This window comes from Sulfurovum sp. TSL6, from assembly GCF_019972115.1.
In the GTDB taxonomy this organism is placed as follows: Bacteria; Campylobacterota; Campylobacteria; order Campylobacterales; family Sulfurovaceae; genus Sulfurovum.
In genome coordinates, this window is the sequence record NZ_BPFJ01000001.1 from 115305 (window position 1) to 133140 (window position 17836).

A 17836-nucleotide genomic window follows, 5' to 3' on the forward strand; every position below is an offset into this window, starting at 1 on the left:
GATTACAATGTTTGATTAAAATTTGTAAGTTGCGATAAGCTCCATAACTTGCTCATCATCACCTGTACCATAATCAGTAATAGTATAGGCAGCATCTAGAGAGATACAATCAGTCACACCATATCCTAAGACAAGGTCAAATTCTGATCCACCTTCTGTACCAATATTTTCATATTCATAGTCTGCATAAGCAACAGATGCAGAAATTCCGCTGAACTCAGTTGCTGCAGAAACCATCCAGTTATCACCAACTGTGTTAGAAGTAGCAGTCATCCACATACTTGTGTAAAGACCATCCCAATCAAGATATCCTGCAGTTGCATCCTCAACCTTTACATATGCCGCTGCAAGGTCAAATCCTGCTAATGTTGTTTCTGCTTTAATACCATATGCTGTAGAGTCATCACCTGCATCATAATCAGTCTCTACATATTGCGCAGCAAGTTTAATACCAGATACCTCTACACCTGTATCAGCATATAGTTGAGTATAGTCAGAATGATCTATATTATAGTACCAAACACTTGCATCAAATGCATCACTATATGCAGCACCTACTGTCCAGTTATCACCATCAGCTTCAGCAAAGTCAGTACCTAAACCGTTCGCTCTATATGCTTCAATATATGAACCAACTAAAGTAAGGTTTGAGATAGATTTATTTACTACTGAATAAGCTTCGAATGAACCTGGAGCCAATAACCAATCAAAACTTTGAACCATTGGCGTGTCAAGAAGCTGACGACCAAGAACGAAAGTTGTATCACCGTAAGCTGCAGTGATGTTAGCAATGTTTAGGTAAGCAGCTGTCTCTTCACCTTCGAACATATTCCAAACATCTGGATTGTCAAAAGAACTTGTAAGGTTAGTAAAACCTACTGCAGTAACGTTAGCAGTTACGTTATCTGTTATTTTATGAGCTACATCTAAAGTCACAGCTGCACCTAATGCACTGCTATCTCCCTTATACCAATCTAAATCACCATAACCATCTGTTGTAAAAGAGTAAAGTACCGCTTTACTATTGATCGTTGTTTTGCTGTTACAAGCTGCTGCTTCAACTACCGGTGCTTCAACTACCGGTTCTACTGGAGCAATGTCTCCACCTGCAACTGCCGAGCTAACAGCTAAGGCTGCTACTAAACTTAATTTTGTCCATTTCATGTTTTTTCCTTGTTTTTTAATTTGGATAAGTAAGTGTAACATGAACGTTAACGGAAAATAAACGGGAATGTGATTAATTTTTAATCAATTTAATGTGTAGAAGTATGTTTAAAGAAATCTCTGACATATTCATAGCCAGAGTAGAGAGTTAATGCTACAGCAGTCCATAAAAGAAGTTCAGCACCCGGCCACTGCATCAGTAAAAAACCTATAGCGACCATCTGTGCTACTGTTTTTACTTTACCCATCCATGATGCGGATATGTCAAGACCCTGACTGACAGCAGAAACTCTTAGTCCAGTGATGAACAGTTCTCGGGTAAGTATAAGAAAGATAGCCCAAGGTGAGGCAGATCCAAGCATCATCAATCCTAAAAAACCTGCTAAAGTAAGCATTTTGTCTGCTAGTGGGTCGAGGATCTTTCCTAAGGTTGTGATCTGGTTAAAGGTACGTGCGACATAGCCATCAAAAAAGTCTGTAGCTGAAGCAACTACAAAGATAAAGGCGGCAAAGTAGTTGAGCCATGAGGGATGTATATTTTGAAAAATAGATGCATCCTGGTTGACTAGGAAAAGAAACATCACAGGAGCAAGAAGAAGACGGATAAATGCTAAGATATTTGGGATGTTAAATATTTGTGAGTCTGACATCTTATTACTCCTAAGTTTCTATTTGGATTTTGGATTCTCTTTGTCACTTTTTTCTTTTTTATACTGCGACAAAAGAGAAAAGAGTAACCAAAAAAGAAAAAAACGCAAGCGAATCTAACTGTTTGTAGTTATTTAGTGGTTCAATAGATTGAATATTCTTATATTACTCATAGAATAATGAATATATTATTCTAACGGAATGTAGTTCCACCATCAACAACCAAGGTTTGACCTGTGATCCATGATGCTTCATCTGTACAGAGGAAATAGACAGAACCGGCAAGGTCTTCAGGACTTCCCATTCTGTTCACTGCTGAACGTTTAATGGTTTCCGCTTTGACCTCTTCATAGTTTGTAAATGCTTTAAGGGCATCTGTATCGATAGGTCCACCAGATACAGCATTGACTCTGATACCCATTTCTCCCAGTTCAACAGCAGCATAACGACTCATAGCTTCAACCGCTGCTTTATTTGTACCATGACCTGCATAGTTTTCAATGTAAATAAGATTACCGGTTGAACTCAGTGTTACGATGGCACCACCACCTACTTTTTCCATACGTACAGCGGCTTCTTGTGAACCACGTACAAATGCTCCTACCGTTGCAGTATAAATGTTCGTTAAACCTTTTGCAGGTCTGAGTTTCATAAATTTACCATAACCACCTACGACTGGACGGCCGTAGATCATAGCATTAGAGACAAAGAAATCTACTCTGTCAAAGTCCTTATCGATCGATTCAAAGAGAGGCTTGAACTCATCAAGCTCTAATATGTTCAGAGGGTATGCTCTTGCCTTAACACCGTATTTACTCTCTAGATCTTTAGCGATCTCATCGGCAACTTCTTTATTAGAGTTGTAAGTAAATGCGATATTTACACCGTTTTGAGCAAATTTTTCGGCTACGGCTTTACCGATACCTTTGGTTGCACCTGTGATGACAAGTGTTTTACCTTTCATTTCTGACATATTACGCTCCTACTATATTGTATTTTTTCATAACTTCTTCGATTTTTTTCATATTCTTACTACTTGGCGGTACAAGTGGCAATCTGTATTCCAGTGTATCGATCAGTCCTGCAATATACATCGCAGCTTTGATAGGAATAGGGTTGCTTTCACAGAAAAGCACTTTGTTGATCTCAAAAAGTTTATCATTGATGGCTTTAGATTTTACAAAGTCACCTTTAAGCGCTGCATGAGCAAGCTCCGCTTTCATATCTGGCAAAAGGTTTGAAGTCACAGAAGTAATTCCTTTTCCTCCACTTGCCAAAATAGGAAAATCGATAGCATCATCACCTGAGAATACATAGAGATCAGGTACTTTTGCCAAAAGTTCAACCGTTCTTTCTATAGAACCTGTCGCTTCTTTAATACCCATAATGTTCTCTACATCATCATAGAGTCTTTTTACTGTGTCCGGCAAGATATCTACACCTGTACGTCCCGGTACATTATAAAGCATGAAAGGTACTTTTACAGCAGAAGCGATGGCTTTGTAGTGTTGATAAAGTCCTTCCTGACTTGGTTTGTTATAGTAAGGACTCACAGAAAATATAGCATCAGCACCACACTCTTCTGCATGTTTAGCGATATCTATGGCTTCATGTGTAGCATTGCTACCTGCACCTGCGAGGACTTTGGTCTCCGTACCTTTACATACTTCAACGGCTATCTCAATACATCTTTTGTGCTCATCATGACTTAGAGTCGCACTCTCACCTGTAGTTCCTACAGGACATACCGCATCTATACCATGTGCAATTTGTCTTTTGATAAGTGTCGCAAAGGTTGCTTCATCCAATGTACCATTTTTAAATGGAGTAATCAGTGCAGTGGTTGCACCAGTAATATATTTACTCATGTCTACTATCCTAGTTTTTTTTCAAGATCACAGTTGTTGAAAAGTTGTGATCAAAATACTTTTTAGCGGCATCGCTAATATCTTTGAGCGTAATTTTATCTAATTTCTCTTCATATTCAAGTAAAGGCTGGATATTTCCTTTGACATAATAGTCTCCATAGAGTCCTGCCACTGAATTTGAACTCTCTAAAGAGTAGATAAATTCTGCTTTTGTGTTGATCTTGACCTTGTCCAGTTCTGCCTGTGTGACATCACCATTTTTGATCTTTTCAAGTTCAGCAAGTATCTCTTTTTCCAAAGTATCCAGAGATGCATGAGGTGAACACATCGCCATAATAAGGAAAACACCAGGGTCTGCAAGTTCCATATTGTATCCATAGACCTGGTTTGCCAGTTGCTTCTCATTCACCAGGGTTTTTTCAAAACGCGAACTTTTCCCGGAACTGAGTATATGGCTGATAGCAGAAAGTACTACCTGGTCATCATGCTCATAGTTAGGAATAGAATAGGTAATAGCCAGCGTATCCACCTGGTTACTCTCTTTATGCAGTACGGCTCTTTTGGCACCATCCACTTTAGGTTCAACAGCAGTGACCTTTGGAATCGTATGTTTATTTTGTATGTGTCCAAAATATTTTTCAGATTCTTTAAACACTTCTTCCGGGGTGATATCGCCGGCCACGACCAAAATGGCATTATTTGGTTGATAATAACGTTGATAAAAGTCTCTGATATCTTCTATCTTCCATGAGAGAATATCTTGCATAAAACCGATTGGGAGCCAATGGTAAGGATGGTAGGTAAAGTGTGTGTTAAAGACCCTGAAGTAGAGGTAACCCATAGGATTGTTGTCCGTTCTTAAACGTCTCTCTTCTGCAACAACATCACGCTCTTTTTGAAATTCTTCATCTGTGAGTTTGAGGTTATGCATCAGCTCAGAAAATAAGTCAAGACTGAGTCCCAGGTTCTTGCTGGCTGTTTTAATATAATAGTGTGTTTTGTCAAAACCGGTGGCTGCGTTATTGACACCACCACGGCTTTTCACGATCGTGTCAAATTCACCCTCTTCGAGTTTATCGGTAGATTTGAAAGAGAGATGCTCAAGCATATGGGCCATACCGCTTTTCCCCATGACTTCGTTTCTGCTTCCTACTTTGTAGTAGATATCTGTAGTGATAACACCTGAATTGTTATCCATAGGGATGACAACGATCTGCATCCCGTTGTCTAGTGTTTTTGTAAAATGTTCTGGCAATGAATTGGCCATTGATACTCCTGTTGTGATCATAAGTCCGATGATAAATGTATATGAAAATAGTTTGAGGCTTTTTAGGCTCATTTGTAATCTGCTCCGATGGCTTCGCTGATATGTTTATAACCATCTTTTTGTAAGAGTTTAATTAAACCTTCATTGATCTCTTTGATCAATGCCGGACCTCTGTAGACAAGCATACTGTAAACCTGTACCAAAGAGGCACCGGCTTTGATACGTTTGTAAGCCTCTTCTGCAGAGTCTATACCCCCTACAGAGATGAGCAGGGTTTTGCCATAGAGTTCTTTTCCTATGGCCTTGAAGAGCTGGTACGACTTTTCTGTAAGCAATGCACCTGAAATACCGCCGAAGTCTTTGGCATGCGGTGTTAAAGAGTAATCTATGGTTGTATTGGTAGCGATGATCCCTGCAGCACCTGCTTCTACCGCTGTTTTACAAAGAACAATAGCATCTTCGGGTTCCATGTCCGGAGCAATTTTAAGCAGTACAGGCTGAGTAGTGATCTCTTTGGCCATTTTAAAGATAGCATTGATAAATGCTTCATTTTGCAGATCTCTCAGACCCGGCGTATTTGGAGAAGAGATATTGATCACAATGTAGTCACCATAATCTTTAAATGCTTTAAATAGTGTTTCATAGTCATCTAAGGCATCATCTTCAGATGTGAGTTTATTCTTCCCGATGTTTATGCCTATAGGATAGTCAAAAAAGTAGAGTTTTTTAAGACGCTGCAGCATGTAGTGGCTGCCTTTGTTGTTAAAGCCCATGGCATTTTGTATGGAGTTGTCTTCAATAAGTCTAAAGAGTCTTGGTTTTGCATTACCATCTTGAGGACGTGGTGTGACTGTACCTATCTCAGTAAATCCAAATCCCATCGTGGGCATGGCTGTGATGTATTGGCCGTTTTTGTCAAAACCTGCCCCCAAACCTACAGGATTCTGAAATGTACGTCCAAAGAACTCCTGTTGGAGCATAGGATGGGTAATAAAGTTTTGGTTTTTCACAAAACGTAGAAGTGAAGGAGAATGGGCAATAGCTCTGAGTCCAAGACCAGCAACAGTATGTGCGGTTTCCGGATCAAGTTTAAAAAGTATTTTTTTGAGGTTTTGGTAAGAAAAAAGTGACAAAGGATACTCCATAATTATAGTGCGTTTATTATAGCAAAATAATCAAAAAAAGTAATGTAAAGAGAGGCTTGCACCTTGCATGGTATCGAGTGGATCTAGACCTGATACCTTATAGTAGTGATAGGAAAGATCTACATCCACAGTGGCTGTGGCATAGATCAGGAATCCAAAATTCCCTCCATAGTAAAACCCATCACTCTCTAAAGAAGCGTCCTCATCATAGTGAAGATATCCGATAGTAGCACCAAGATAAGGTCTGAGTTTCGGTGTTCCGAAGAGTTCATCAAGGAGTATTTTATCTATTTCCACTCCAAAAGTTTGAAGATCATTATTACCGGAGAGTGTAAAGACCGTACGCCAATCCAGGGTTTGTTTACCATAGCGAAATCCCAGAACAGTTTCATTTTGGCTGGATGTTTGGTCTATAGATTTCAAATCTATGACATGAGTGGAGAGGGTTGCTCCTATGAAAGGAAATTGTTCACTCTCCTGTTGTGCAAAAAGTATTGTAAATAAAAAAGTAAAGAGGAGGGTGGATCTTAACATATTATAAACTCCCTGATAATTTTTGATAGGTAGGACACTCTTGCAACAAGGTTTGATGTGATCCTCTGCAGATGATCTCTCCCTCTTGGAATACCAGGATGGTATCGGCATCTTCTATGGTACTCAATCTATGTGCCACAGTAAAGGTGACCATTTCTGGTTTGAGTTCATGCAAGGCTTTTTGTATAAGCGCTTCACTTTTGTTATCCAGCGCAGAGGTGGCTTCATCCAGTATGAGAATATCCGGGTTTTTATAGAGTGCACGTGCTAATGCGATACGCTGTCTTTGTCCTCCAGAGAGATTGTCACCACTTTCTGAGAGAAGTGTATGGATACCATCATCCAATTTGTTTATAAACTCCATAGCGTATGCTTTCTCTAGTGCCTCTGCCACGCGTGCTTCATCTATACCTTCACCATAGGCAACATTGGCTGCAATGGTATCGTTGAAGATATAGATACGTTGTGTTACATAAGAGATCTTTTTGTGTAAAGAAATGAGGCTAAACTCTTTGTGATCGGTATCGTTGATAAGAATTTTCCCCGAACTTGGATCATAAAATCGTACAAGTAGATTGACCAATGAACTTTTACCTGCACCACTGTCACCAACCAATGCGATGGATTGTCCTTTTTTTGCTTGGAGTGTGATATGCTTTAGGGCAGGTATATGATCATAATTTAGCGAAACATTTTCCAAAGTGATGGTTTCTATAGGGTCTGTAAGTTCTTTTAACCCTGAGGTGATAGTAGGTTTTGTATCAAGTAGTTCATGCATACGTGTATTGGCAGTGATGGCATCCTGTGCTTTGTTGTAAAGAGATGAAAGACGTTTTACTGGATCATAAAGCATAAAGAGGGCAGTAGCAAAAGCAAAAAATGAACCTACTGTCATATGTCCGTCTATGACCTCTTTCCCTCCAATGTAGATGACAATACCTATAGCCACCGCACCGAGTGTTTCCATTATCGGTGATGTCAAAGCATTTGTCTTCACCTGTTTCATAAGAAATCTAAAGACACTTTGATTGTCTTTTTGAAAACGTTTCTCTTCATAGACTTGACTTGAATTGGACTTAATTACTTCAATGTTAGAAAGTATTTCATTCAGTCTTGTTGTCATATCAGCCGTACTTTCCTGTGAAAGTTTAGAGTATTTACGCATTTTTTTAGCAAGCTTGGTAAGAGGAAATATCGCCAATGGCATGATAAATAAAAAATAAAATGCAAGTTTAGGATTTTGATAAATAACATACCCGGTCAATGCAATAATGATCATGGTTTCTCGAATAAGATCGGGAATGATGTTGGCAACAACCGTTTGAATACGTGCTATATCATTTGTTGTACGAGAGAGTATCTCTCCGGAATGTGTCTTTCTGAAAAATTCCATATCCAGGTATGTGAGATGAGAAACAAGTTGGTCTCGTAGTCTTCGCACGACATCTTGGCCGATGTAAGAGGTATAGTAGGTTTGTATATATCTTCCTAACCCTTTGAGTGCAAAGACACCCACAAGGGCAAAAGGCATAAGTAGAAGCATCTCTCTGTCTTTATTGATGAAGACATCATCCAGTACGGGCTTAATAAGTTGGGCTGTTCCCGCAGTACCGATCGCAACAGCGATCATCCCCAGTATGGCAAAGAAAAACTCTCTTTTATACCCTGCAAGATAGGGTAGATACTGTTTGAGAAGGTCTTTCATTAGGCTTTTTCCCAAAGTGTACCATCAGGCGTATCCATGATCGATATACCTAGTGCTATGAGTTCATCACGGATGGCATCTGAACGTTCAAAGTTCTTTTCTTTTTTGGCTTCACTGCGCTCAGAGAGTAGTGTTTCTATCTGTATTTTAAGTGCTTCATCGACACCTATTTGAAAATAAGAGAAAGGCTCTTTCCCTCCAAAACCAAGCAGTGTATCGATAAAATCGATGTTTGCTAAAGTCTCTTTTTTTAGGGCTTTGTCTTTTGGATTGTTATCTAAGACATCATTCGTTGCAGCTACCATTTCATCTATTACGGCAAGGGCTATAGAGATATTGAGGTCATCACTCATCGCATCCAAGAGTGCTTTTTTGAATGTTTTGTTGACTGTAGAAGCTTTACCCGGGCTGACACGTTTTTTAAGTCTGTAGATCTTGTCCAGTCTTTTTTTGGAAGTGAGCAGATCTTCTTCATTGAAATTAAAATCATTTCTATAATGGACAGAGTTGAGGTAGTAGCGCAGGACTTCTCCGTCATAAACTTTGAGTGCATCTTTGAGAAAGAAACTGTTTCCTAAAGATTTACTCATTTTTTCACCATCTATTTGTACAAAACCATTATGCATCCAGTATTTTGCGAGTTCATGTCCTGTAGCACAGCGGCTTTGGGCTGCTTCATTTTCATGGTGAGGGAAAAGCAGGTCAGCACCGCCTGCGTGGATGTCTATACTGTACTCCTGCGTACCATGCTCATGCGCAAAGTGTTTTTCTATCATCGCAGAACATTCGATGTGCCAACCTGGACGACCTGAAGAGAAGGGTGTTTCAAAACAGATATCCTCATTTCCTTTACACGCTTTCCAGAGTGCAAAGTCTTTAGGATTTCTTTTTTCTGAAGTGTGTGCTACACGGCTTTGGTTGTCCTCATCTTCACCCACCTGGTGTGATATCTCTCCATAATGGGTATCTTTACTGGTATCAAAGTAGACATCACCTGTGGAAATGACATACGCTATGTCCTTGTCGATGAGTGTCTGTATCATGTTTTCTATCGCCTGTAGGGACTCTGTGGCTTTGGGTTCGATGTCAGGACGATGTATGCCAAGTTCTGCCATCTCTTCAAGGTAGCGGTCAATGTAAAAAGAGGTGAGCTCTTCCATGCTTTTGCCTGTCTCTTCTACTTTTTTGATGATCTTGTCATCAATGTCGGTAAAGTTCTTGCCCAGTGTGACTTTGTAGTTAAGGGCTTTGAGCGTACGCGAAAGAAGGTCAAAAGAGAGGCTGCTGCGTGCATGGCCTAAATGCGCATCATCATACACTGTAGGCCCGCAGACATAGATGCTTGCTTCTCCTTTACGGATGGGTTCAAAAGGAAGTTTTGTTTTTTGTACGCTGTCATAGATGTGCATAATAATCGATAGCCCTTAAAATATGTAGTGTTGTGATTATAGCTAAAAGTTAATTAGAAGAGATACGCACAATATTTATAGATTAAACTGTCTATTTTATATTTTTTGGTTTTAGAGTAAAGGTTAACACATAATTAACACAAGGCCTATAAACTTTCATCACTAAATATAACAAGGGAAGATATGAAAATCAAATATTCATTAATAACGCTACTGGCTTTATCATCAATGAACGCAGAAGAGGTTAGTCTTGAGGCTGTGAGTGTTACAGCAACAAAGATCGCAACACCAACAAAGGATGTGTCGCAGTCAATTGTTGTGGTAGATGAGCAAACGATAGAAGATAAAAATATCTTGAATATCCAGGAAGCTATCGAAAATATACCAGGGGTAAATGCAGAGTCATCAACCAATTCACCAAGTCCTAGACTAATTATCAGGGGAGCAGGACTCAAAGCTAGATATGGTGTAAGAGAGATCATGGTGATGAAAGATGGGGTTCCTATGACGGATCCGGATTCATTTACAAGATTTGATTTTATAGATATGCAAGATGTGTCTAGTATAGAGGTTCAAAAAGGTCCAGGTTCTATCAATGCTGCAAATGCAACTGGTGGTGTAATCCAGCTTGTAACAAAATCTGTCTTTCAAGAGGGAGATGACAGAATCAAAATTGGTGTGGGTGATGATGGACAAAAAAATGTCAATCTAAAAGTTCGTGGTCAACTTGGAGAGAATGATTTTGCTTCTTTGACTTTTTCTCAACGTGAACTTGACAATGACTGGAGAGATAACAATGATTTTGATTCGACGCAAGTGAGTTTAAAACATGGTCATATCTTTGAAGATGAGGCTACATTGGAGACAGAAGTTTCTTATACAGAATCAAATATGAACATTCCAACATCCATGACAGAAGAGGAATTTGAAATCTTTAAAGAAACGGGAGAACAACATGATACAGATGCCCAATGGCAGCATAGTGCAAGAGATTCTAAAATCCTTTCTTTCAATACCAAATATGAAAAAGAGATCGGTGATCTACTCTTGAAACCAAGATTTTACTTTAACACGTGGGAACATTTTCACCCTGTAACAGGTTTGATCAATGACAGTGATGACAACAGTGTGTATGGAACTGATTTGGAACTTAACTATAATCATAAAGTATTTGATAAGGAAGCAATCCTTGTGGCAGGTGTAACATATAAAACGGATATAACTAATGATGCCAAAAAGTATGAGTATGCAGATTTAAATTATGTTGATGAAACATATTATACTTCCAGTGGTCCAAGGACTAGAACTGTAATCGGAAATACTGAATCAAATAATAAAGGTGATCTGGCACAAATAGAAGATAGTACGACAACACTTTATGGTCTGTATTTGATGGAAACATTTTCTCTAACTGAAGATATCACTATAGATATGAGTACAAGAGTTGATAAATTAAAGATAGATATCAGTGGAAATGAGATAACGGCTTATGATTATGGAGCAAAAGATTATGTCACTGGTGCTGGACTTTACAGTATAGATAAAACATATAATCTCTTTTCTGCAAAACTTGGGGCGATATACAAACTAACAGACACAACCAATATGTATGCATCTGTTGCTACAGCGAACCAAGCGCCTACGGGAAGTGAGATTGAATCGGCGCAAGATCAAGGGATTTCACTTGATAAAAGTACAAATGTAAATTATGAAATTGGTCTTAAAACGAGAACAAACAATCTTTCATTAGATTTGGCAATCTATCAAAATGATGTAGATGATGAGATCATACAGATCCAAGATGCAGATGGTAATGTCATTTATGATAATGCTGGTAAAACAAGAAAAAGAGGTTTAGAACTTAATAGTGTTTATAGAGTTTCAAATGAATTGGACTTAGGTGGTTCTTATGCCTATAGTGATTTTGAATTTGTTACATTTGAGGAGCAGGTAGGCTATGGTGGTGGTGCAGAATGGGTATCAAGAGATGGTAACACCTTGCCTTATATCCCTAAAAACCAATACTCTCTGTTTGCAGCATATAGAATGGAAAACGGATTTAAAGCAAGAGTGACGACAAAAAGCTGGGGAAGTTACTATATGGATAATGCAAATACCCAAAAGTATGAAGGGTATGACTTTGTCACTGACCTGATGATAGGGTATGAATATCAAGCGCATAATATACAGTTAAATGTAAGAAACTTGACAAACGAGTATTATGCAATGCAGGCTTCAAAAGATGCGAATGGAAATGTGTCATATAAAGCAGCAGCACCTCAAAGTTTCATGGTGACTTACAGTTATGATTTTTAAAGGAGAATAGATGGTGGAGTTCAAAGAAACTAGAGATAGAAATGATATATACGGCATGCTCGTACTAGGATTTTTATTTAAAAACCAAACATTCTTGATGGCATTGAAACTCTGTGTTCTTGCTCTCTTCATTTACGGTGTATATATGGGATTTTCTGATCCTGGTGAGGAAAATATCTTTACTCAGCATCTCTTCTGGGGGCTTTTTTGGTCCCTTTTTATAGTGGTGACACTTACTACCTTTGGTAGAATTTTTTGCGGTATCTGTCCTCATGGATTTTTAGGGAAATATATCACTAAATTCGGTCTTAAAAAAGAGATGCCACACTTTTTGAAAAATAGATTTATCGGTATTTTCATTCTTTTTTTTGGATGGTGGGCCATCTACTATACGGTACCTGGATTCTGGAAAGTACCACTTGCCACAGCTTGGCTTTTTACTGGTATTACATTGGTTGCTTTTGTGATGTATTATCTTTATAAAGATATGAGCTATTGTAAATATATCTGTCCTATTGGAACTTTGACAAAAGCCTATGCAAAAGTGTCATTTACGGAGTTGGGTACGTATAAAGAAGATTGCAACAGTTGTAAAACATTGGATTGTGCAGTTGCTTGTTCTTACAACCTCAATCCATTTTCTTTTGATAATAAAAACTCCATGGATGACTGTACACTTTGTATGGATTGTAGCAGTGCCTGTGATTCTGTTGCTTTTAGGTTTACGAAACCTTCACGGTCATTGTTTGAAAAATTCAAGTTCAATAAAGTAGAAGTGTGGGCATTTATACTCATTACTGCGGCCATTTCCATTACGATGAGCTTTCACCATGGTCTTAATCGTTCAGCTATTGCAGATGAATTTATCTGGTCGAAAACTGCAGTGTTTGTACAACAGTATATAGACTTTGGTACACTCGATGCAGTCGGACTGTTTGCATTTATCTATGCTACATTATTTGCGACAGGTATTGTCTATATCGGAATGTTTGTGGCTTCAAAGGTGTTAAAAGCACCTTTTGACAAGACGTTTTATACATTAGGTTATGCCTTTGCCCCTTTGTTCCTTATTGGTGGATTGGCGCACTTGATACATAGTTTCTTTACACACAATTATGCAGATATAGCCAATGGTTTCATTTATGGATTTGGTTTAGAAGTGGCTCCGGTTGAAAACCTGGCTTCAAGAAGAGATGCCTGGTTACATATCTTTGATGTGATTCCTTATATCGCTGTACTATGGGGGTATCTGATCCTGGCAAAAAGAATGAAGTCTTTCAACGCAACAAAGCTGAAGAAGAGCATAGCTTTTGTCTTTGCTTCTTCACTTATCACACTTTATTTGTCAACAAATCTCTATAGTGCTTATGTGTTTAAAACATATGGTATGGCAAAAAGAGGTCATCATGAAAATCATAGTGCAGCTAAACCTGTAAAAAAAGAAACAGCAGTGATGAAATGTACAGCCGGTAAATGTGGTGGAGGAATGAAAAAAACGTAACACCTGTCTTACGGTAGAAGAACAAAATCAAAAAGCTAAAGTCTCTTTTCTTTAGCTTGGAAACATTTATCGTATATACCCCAATAACATTTGATTTATTGCATAGAGTAATAAAGAAAACAGTATCATTCCTATAAGTAAATAAAGAGATCTTTTTGATCTTATGATTTCCATAAATTTATCTGTACCAACCTCTTTCACGGTGAGGATAAAAAGCACCCATCCACCTATACTTCCAGCCAATGCTAGACCAGAAGCACCAAGAGGGTGCATGAGTATCAGTGAAAATGTTACAGAGGTAACCAAGGAGTAAACGGCAATTTTAGCGGCTTTGAGGTGTCTATGTGAGGCATAGAGAAAAAGAGAAAAAAGTTTTGCAAGTCCAAAAGGAAGCAAGCCTACCATATACATTTGAAGTACGCTTACCGTTTCGAGTGTTTGCACGCTTGTAAATTTTCCTCTCTCAAAGAGCAACCATACGATAGGTTCGGCCAGTAAGATACCGCCAACCATTGCAGCGCCTAGCAAAAATGAAAGTAACCAAAAAGCTTGGTTCAAGTTTTTATACGCCTCTGTTTCATTTTTGTTTTTAAGGGCTTTTGAGACAGAAGGGAAAAGTACAGTAGCTGTAGCGATAGCAATGATGGCAAGAGGAAGCTGGAAGACACGGTTGGCATAAAAGAGATAAGAGACAGAACCTGTCATGAGGAAGGTTGCCAAAAGCGTGTCTATAAACGCAGAGATCTGAGGGGTGGAATTCCCCAGAATTCCGGGCAAAAATAGAGACTGGAAATGCTTCTTCTCTTCCTCAACATCTTTGCTTTTCCTGTATTTCCATCCCCCTACAAGGATCCTATGGAGGTTCAGCTTGTTGAGTGTGAGAAGATGGGCTGCTACCTGTAGGCCTCCACCGATGAGTACTGCAAAACTGAGTGCATACGCGACGGTTTTTGGGTCCTCTTTCATATAAATGTAGAGTGCGGCTATCATGGAGATATTGAGCAGGGCTGTTGACATGGCTGTCGTAGCGAAATGGTTCTTGTACTGTAAAAGCGTGGCTAAGAAAGTGACGATAAAGATGAGGTCCAGGTACCAAAAGTTTATCGCGGTCAGTGGAGATGTTTTGGCTATCAGTTCTCTTCCCCAACCCAAAGCCAAAAGTTTCGTGATCGGTTCAGGAAAAAAGGTGATGAGCAGGGAAAAAGCCATCAAAAAGAGAAGAAATCGTAAAAAGATCGCTGTGGCAAAGACACCCTTGTGCTTGGAAGCGACAAATGAGGGCATAAATGCCTGTGTAAATGCACCCTCTGCAAAGATACGACGAAAAAGGTTAGGCAGTTTGAAGGCAACGAAAAACATATCACTCCACATGGAAGCACCGAGGGCTGAAGCCATAAGTACATCACGTCCTAGACCTGTAACACGTGAAAATAAGATACCAAAACTGTTGGTGAAGATGGATTTAAGTCGCATAGTTTTCTTTAATTTTAAATTAAATGTATTTTAGCGTAATGTTGATATGAATTAAAAACATGTCAATTTGACATATTTATCCATTTGAACTTAAACACTTGATATACTTTGAACACTTAAATAAATGAGGGTAGATATGATAGTAGGTATAGAAGGTACAGTAGAAAGAAAAGAGCCCACTTTTGTTCATCTGAATGTGAACGGATTGATCTATGAAGTGATGGTTTCTCTTCATACATCAAATGCTATAACAGACAAAAAAACCAAACTGTTTGTGACACAGGTCATACGTGAAGATGCCAATCTTCTTTTTGGATTTATGGATAGAAATGAACAAAAGATGTTTGACACTGTCTTGAAGATAAACGGGGTAGGGCCTAAAGTAGGACTGGCTATCTGTTCCACTTTTACGCCTACCACTTTTGCAAAAGTAGTTGCTTCCAAAGATGTCAGTATGCTCAAGCGTGTACCTGGCATTGGGCCTAAGGCAGCGGGCCGTATCTTGGTTGAATTGGCTGACTTTATAGTAGATGGTCACGAGGAGAATGAGAACAGTGGCGCGTTAAATGAAGCAACGATGGCTCTTGAGAGTTTAGGATTTAAAAAAGATGCCATTCAAAAAGCATTGCACGGGTGCAGTGGTGATACGAGTACATTGGTTAAAGAGGGATTGAAAAAGTTACAGAGACTATAGGCGTATCGGTTTATACTCTTGTAAATACCAGTTCTTTGACATTGTGTCCTATTTCTTCTGCTACGACAGAACACTTGACAACAAAAAGAAAATAGATGGGACGTTTGGCGACATTATAGAGACTTTCAAAGTTACCCATCCCTTTGGAAAGTACGATATCTGCACGATCAAAGATCTTTTTTGAGATACTGCTGGCTTCTTCAAGATCAAAACCTGGTGTTCTCACACCTGTATCGACAATGTGGGCACAATCTTTGAGTAGTTGTCCCTCTTTGAGAGTGACATCATTGATGATGGGTTTGCCTCTGACAAAGTAGTGGACAGTGATATCATAATGCTTTTTAATGGTCTCTATCAGCAGTTTGTCGAAAATATGTTCTCCAACATTATCAGCGAGGAGTACCATCTCTTTAGCATGCTGTAATTCTCTGATGAAGTTTTCAGTATCATCGATGGCAAATTTTTTATGTAAATGATATTGGATCATTTCGTCCAGATCTAACTGCTCTTGCGCTCCAAAATCAATGACATTCCCGATAACGGCCATTTTAAGTGCATCGGGAATGGTGTATATGCAAGAGGTATCTATGTTTAATGCTTGTTCGGTAGCATATGCTTTTGCAAGGGCTACGGGATCTTTCTCTCCAGTGACATCAGATATGGCCTGATAAATATCCCTTGCGATCTGTGGAGGAGTACTAGACATAGTATGGTCCATTAGAACCTGTGCAGTTTTATTGAACACTTTTTTACTTGTGTCATCATCAAGTTTCAAAAGTTTAGTCACCCTGAGGGCTTGATCAAATAAACAGGATAAACAGTCAGGTTTGATATTCATGTCACATATCCTTCAAATGATGCTCACAAAGATTTAGTTAGAAAGAATGTAAATGAATGCAAGGTAGCTTAGAAATCCACCTAAGATCCAAGCAACTATATGTATAATCCTAATTTTACATTTTTCTTCATCTTTCTCAGTCAATTCATTTATTATTTTATGAGCATTTTCTAGCTCTTTTTCCAGTTCTTCAATTGTTTTCATATTTAGCCTTTGTTATGTAACTAATTATAAAGTTTCAAGCTTTAAATATCTTGTTTTTATTACTTATATTCTCTATCAATATTGATACAGTAAAACAGCAGTAGTTTGACCAAATATTATATCCAAGTTTGATATTCACTGAATTCTTGACTCATCTTCTTTTTGATTACTGTATGAGTGTGTGGTAAAGGATGTCTTATTAAAATGGCAACTAAGATATGTTATGTTTTTTGTATGATCCGTCTAGCGGAGACAAATGTTTTGGCATAGCTTCTATGGGTTAGAGGTGATATAATGATGCCTTGCTTTTTAGAGGCAGCATGGATAAACTTTCCATTGCCTATGTAGATACCCACGTGAGTGATAGGAATCCCTCTTTTTTTATCAGTGAGAAAGAAGAGTAGATCTCCTTTTTGCAGTTCATCTCTCTCAATGGCTTGACCTTGTTTGGTTTGATAATATCCGGAGCATAGACAATCAGAGGAATTTTGTATCTCCAAAACGGAAGCGCATTTTTTCCTGCACTTCTTCCATTAAAGATTAAGAAAAAATAAGAGATGATTTTTTGCTTGTGCACTATATTTTGATCTATGTCTGGAAATTTCATTCATATTTTCTGATACTAGAGTACAAAAATATGAATGAATATTTGCTAGTGAACCGTACCGCAGAAGTTCGCATCACATCCATGTACCGAACCGGAAAATTTTGAATTGTCTATAAAGAATTTTAAGAGACGTTTTTTACGATCTTGGAAAAGCGAACTTTTTAGGTTTGTAAGCGCTTCAGGTTTATCTTTGTGTATTTTTTCAAGTTTACCCGAAGTTTCGAAATAGAATTCCCAGTCGTCCTCATCTACCTGTTTGGCCATATAGAATGGCGTACCGTGACAGGAGGTACACAGTTTTTGTACGGTTCGAAATGCTTTTGTATCATACTTTTCTGCGCAAAAAGAGAGAGAAGTGAGAGAAACAATGAGGAGTGGTAGAACGACGATTTTTTTCATTAAAATACCTTTTTTGCACCTATTGTAATATCTGTATGTGTACTTTATGTGTAGCCGTATTTAG

18 protein-coding genes are annotated in these 17836 nt (G+C 38.5%); 3 read left to right on the forward strand and 15 right to left on the reverse strand.

What is annotated here, in order from left to right:
* Positions 1-15: 15 nt before the first annotated feature.
* From LDM93_RS00510 to cysS, 9 genes are all read right to left on the reverse strand, one after another.
* Complete coding sequence (locus LDM93_RS00510; RefSeq protein WP_223889924.1) at positions 16-1164, reverse strand: OprD family porin; 1149 nt, start codon at positions 1162-1164, stop codon at positions 16-18.
* A gap of 89 nt (positions 1165-1253) precedes the next feature.
* The gene (pgsA, locus tag LDM93_RS00515; RefSeq protein ID WP_223889925.1) at positions 1254-1814 is read right to left on the reverse strand and encodes a CDP-diacylglycerol--glycerol-3-phosphate 3-phosphatidyltransferase; all 561 of its coding nucleotides are present in this window, start codon (positions 1812-1814) and stop codon (positions 1254-1256) included.
* Between the two features lie 191 nt (positions 1815-2005).
* A complete protein-coding gene (locus LDM93_RS00520) occupies positions 2006-2785 on the reverse strand; it encodes an enoyl-ACP reductase (RefSeq protein ID WP_223889927.1) in 780 nt (259 codons plus the stop codon).
* 1 nt (position 2786) lies between these two features.
* On the reverse strand, positions 2787-3680 hold the full coding sequence (gene dapA, locus LDM93_RS00525) for a 4-hydroxy-tetrahydrodipicolinate synthase (RefSeq protein ID WP_223889929.1): 894 nt from the start codon (positions 3678-3680) through the stop codon (positions 2787-2789).
* Positions 3681-3690: 10 nt separating this feature from the next.
* Positions 3691-4947, reverse strand: coding sequence for a pitrilysin family protein (locus LDM93_RS00530; RefSeq protein ID WP_223889930.1), 1257 nt, complete (start codon positions 4945-4947; stop codon positions 3691-3693).
* A 68-nt stretch (positions 4948-5015) separates the two neighbouring features.
* On the reverse strand, positions 5016-6080 hold the full coding sequence (locus LDM93_RS00535) for a quinone-dependent dihydroorotate dehydrogenase (protein WP_223889931.1): 1065 nt from the start codon (positions 6078-6080) through the stop codon (positions 5016-5018).
* Positions 6081-6122: 42 nt separating this feature from the next.
* Positions 6123-6626, reverse strand: a complete 504-nt coding sequence (locus LDM93_RS00540) for a hypothetical protein (protein WP_223889932.1) — start codon at positions 6624-6626, stop codon at positions 6123-6125.
* A gap of 1 nt (position 6627) precedes the next feature.
* Positions 6628-8331, reverse strand: a complete 1704-nt coding sequence (locus LDM93_RS00545; protein ID WP_223889933.1) for an ABC transporter ATP-binding protein — start codon at positions 8329-8331, stop codon at positions 6628-6630.
* Positions 8331-9740 carry a cysteine--tRNA ligase gene (gene cysS / locus LDM93_RS00550; protein WP_223889934.1) on the reverse strand — a complete coding sequence of 470 codons (1410 nt, stop codon included), beginning with the start codon at positions 9738-9740 and terminating at the stop codon, positions 8331-8333. Before cysS ends, LDM93_RS00545 begins: the two co-directional genes overlap by 1 nt.
* A gap of 183 nt (positions 9741-9923) precedes the next feature.
* On the opposite strand from cysS, the gene LDM93_RS00555 reads away from it, so the two are divergent.
* Entirely contained in the window at positions 9924-12056 is a 2133-nt protein-coding gene (locus LDM93_RS00555; RefSeq protein WP_223889935.1) for a TonB-dependent receptor, read from the forward strand.
* Between the two features lie 10 nt (positions 12057-12066).
* A complete protein-coding gene (locus LDM93_RS00560) occupies positions 12067-13557 on the forward strand; it encodes a 4Fe-4S binding protein (protein ID WP_223889937.1) in 1491 nt (496 codons plus the stop codon).
* A 66-nt stretch (positions 13558-13623) separates the two neighbouring features.
* On the opposite strand, the gene murJ is transcribed toward LDM93_RS00560, so the two are convergent.
* Positions 13624-15030 carry a murein biosynthesis integral membrane protein MurJ gene (gene murJ, locus LDM93_RS00565; RefSeq protein WP_223889939.1) on the reverse strand — a complete coding sequence of 469 codons (1407 nt, stop codon included), beginning with the start codon at positions 15028-15030 and terminating at the stop codon, positions 13624-13626.
* A 136-nt stretch (positions 15031-15166) separates the two neighbouring features.
* Here murJ and ruvA point away from each other — a divergent pair, with 136 nt between their 5' ends.
* Positions 15167-15724 carry a Holliday junction branch migration protein RuvA gene (ruvA, locus tag LDM93_RS00570; RefSeq protein ID WP_223889940.1) on the forward strand — a complete coding sequence of 186 codons (558 nt, stop codon included), beginning with the start codon at positions 15167-15169 and terminating at the stop codon, positions 15722-15724.
* Between the two features lie 10 nt (positions 15725-15734).
* On the opposite strand, the gene LDM93_RS00575 is transcribed toward ruvA, so the two are convergent.
* From LDM93_RS00575 to LDM93_RS00595, 5 genes are all read right to left on the reverse strand, one after another.
* Complete coding sequence (locus LDM93_RS00575) at positions 15735-16562, reverse strand: DUF89 domain-containing protein (protein ID WP_223889941.1); 828 nt, start codon at positions 16560-16562, stop codon at positions 15735-15737.
* A gap of 33 nt (positions 16563-16595) precedes the next feature.
* Positions 16596-16766 carry a hypothetical protein gene (locus LDM93_RS00580; protein WP_223889942.1) on the reverse strand — a complete coding sequence of 57 codons (171 nt, stop codon included), beginning with the start codon at positions 16764-16766 and terminating at the stop codon, positions 16596-16598.
* Positions 16767-16987: 221 nt separating this feature from the next.
* Complete coding sequence (locus LDM93_RS00585) at positions 16988-17200, reverse strand: C40 family peptidase (RefSeq protein WP_223891013.1); 213 nt, start codon at positions 17198-17200, stop codon at positions 16988-16990.
* A complete protein-coding gene (locus tag LDM93_RS00590) occupies positions 17107-17373 on the reverse strand; it encodes a hypothetical protein (protein ID WP_223891028.1) in 267 nt (88 codons plus the stop codon). The genes LDM93_RS00585 and LDM93_RS00590 overlap by 94 nt, the downstream gene beginning before the upstream one ends.
* A 45-nt stretch (positions 17374-17418) precedes the next feature.
* Positions 17419-17772 (reverse strand): hypothetical protein, encoded by a 354-nt coding sequence (locus LDM93_RS00595; RefSeq protein ID WP_223889943.1) that lies wholly within the window; start codon positions 17770-17772, stop codon positions 17419-17421.
* Between the last annotated feature and the right edge of the window lie 64 nt (positions 17773-17836).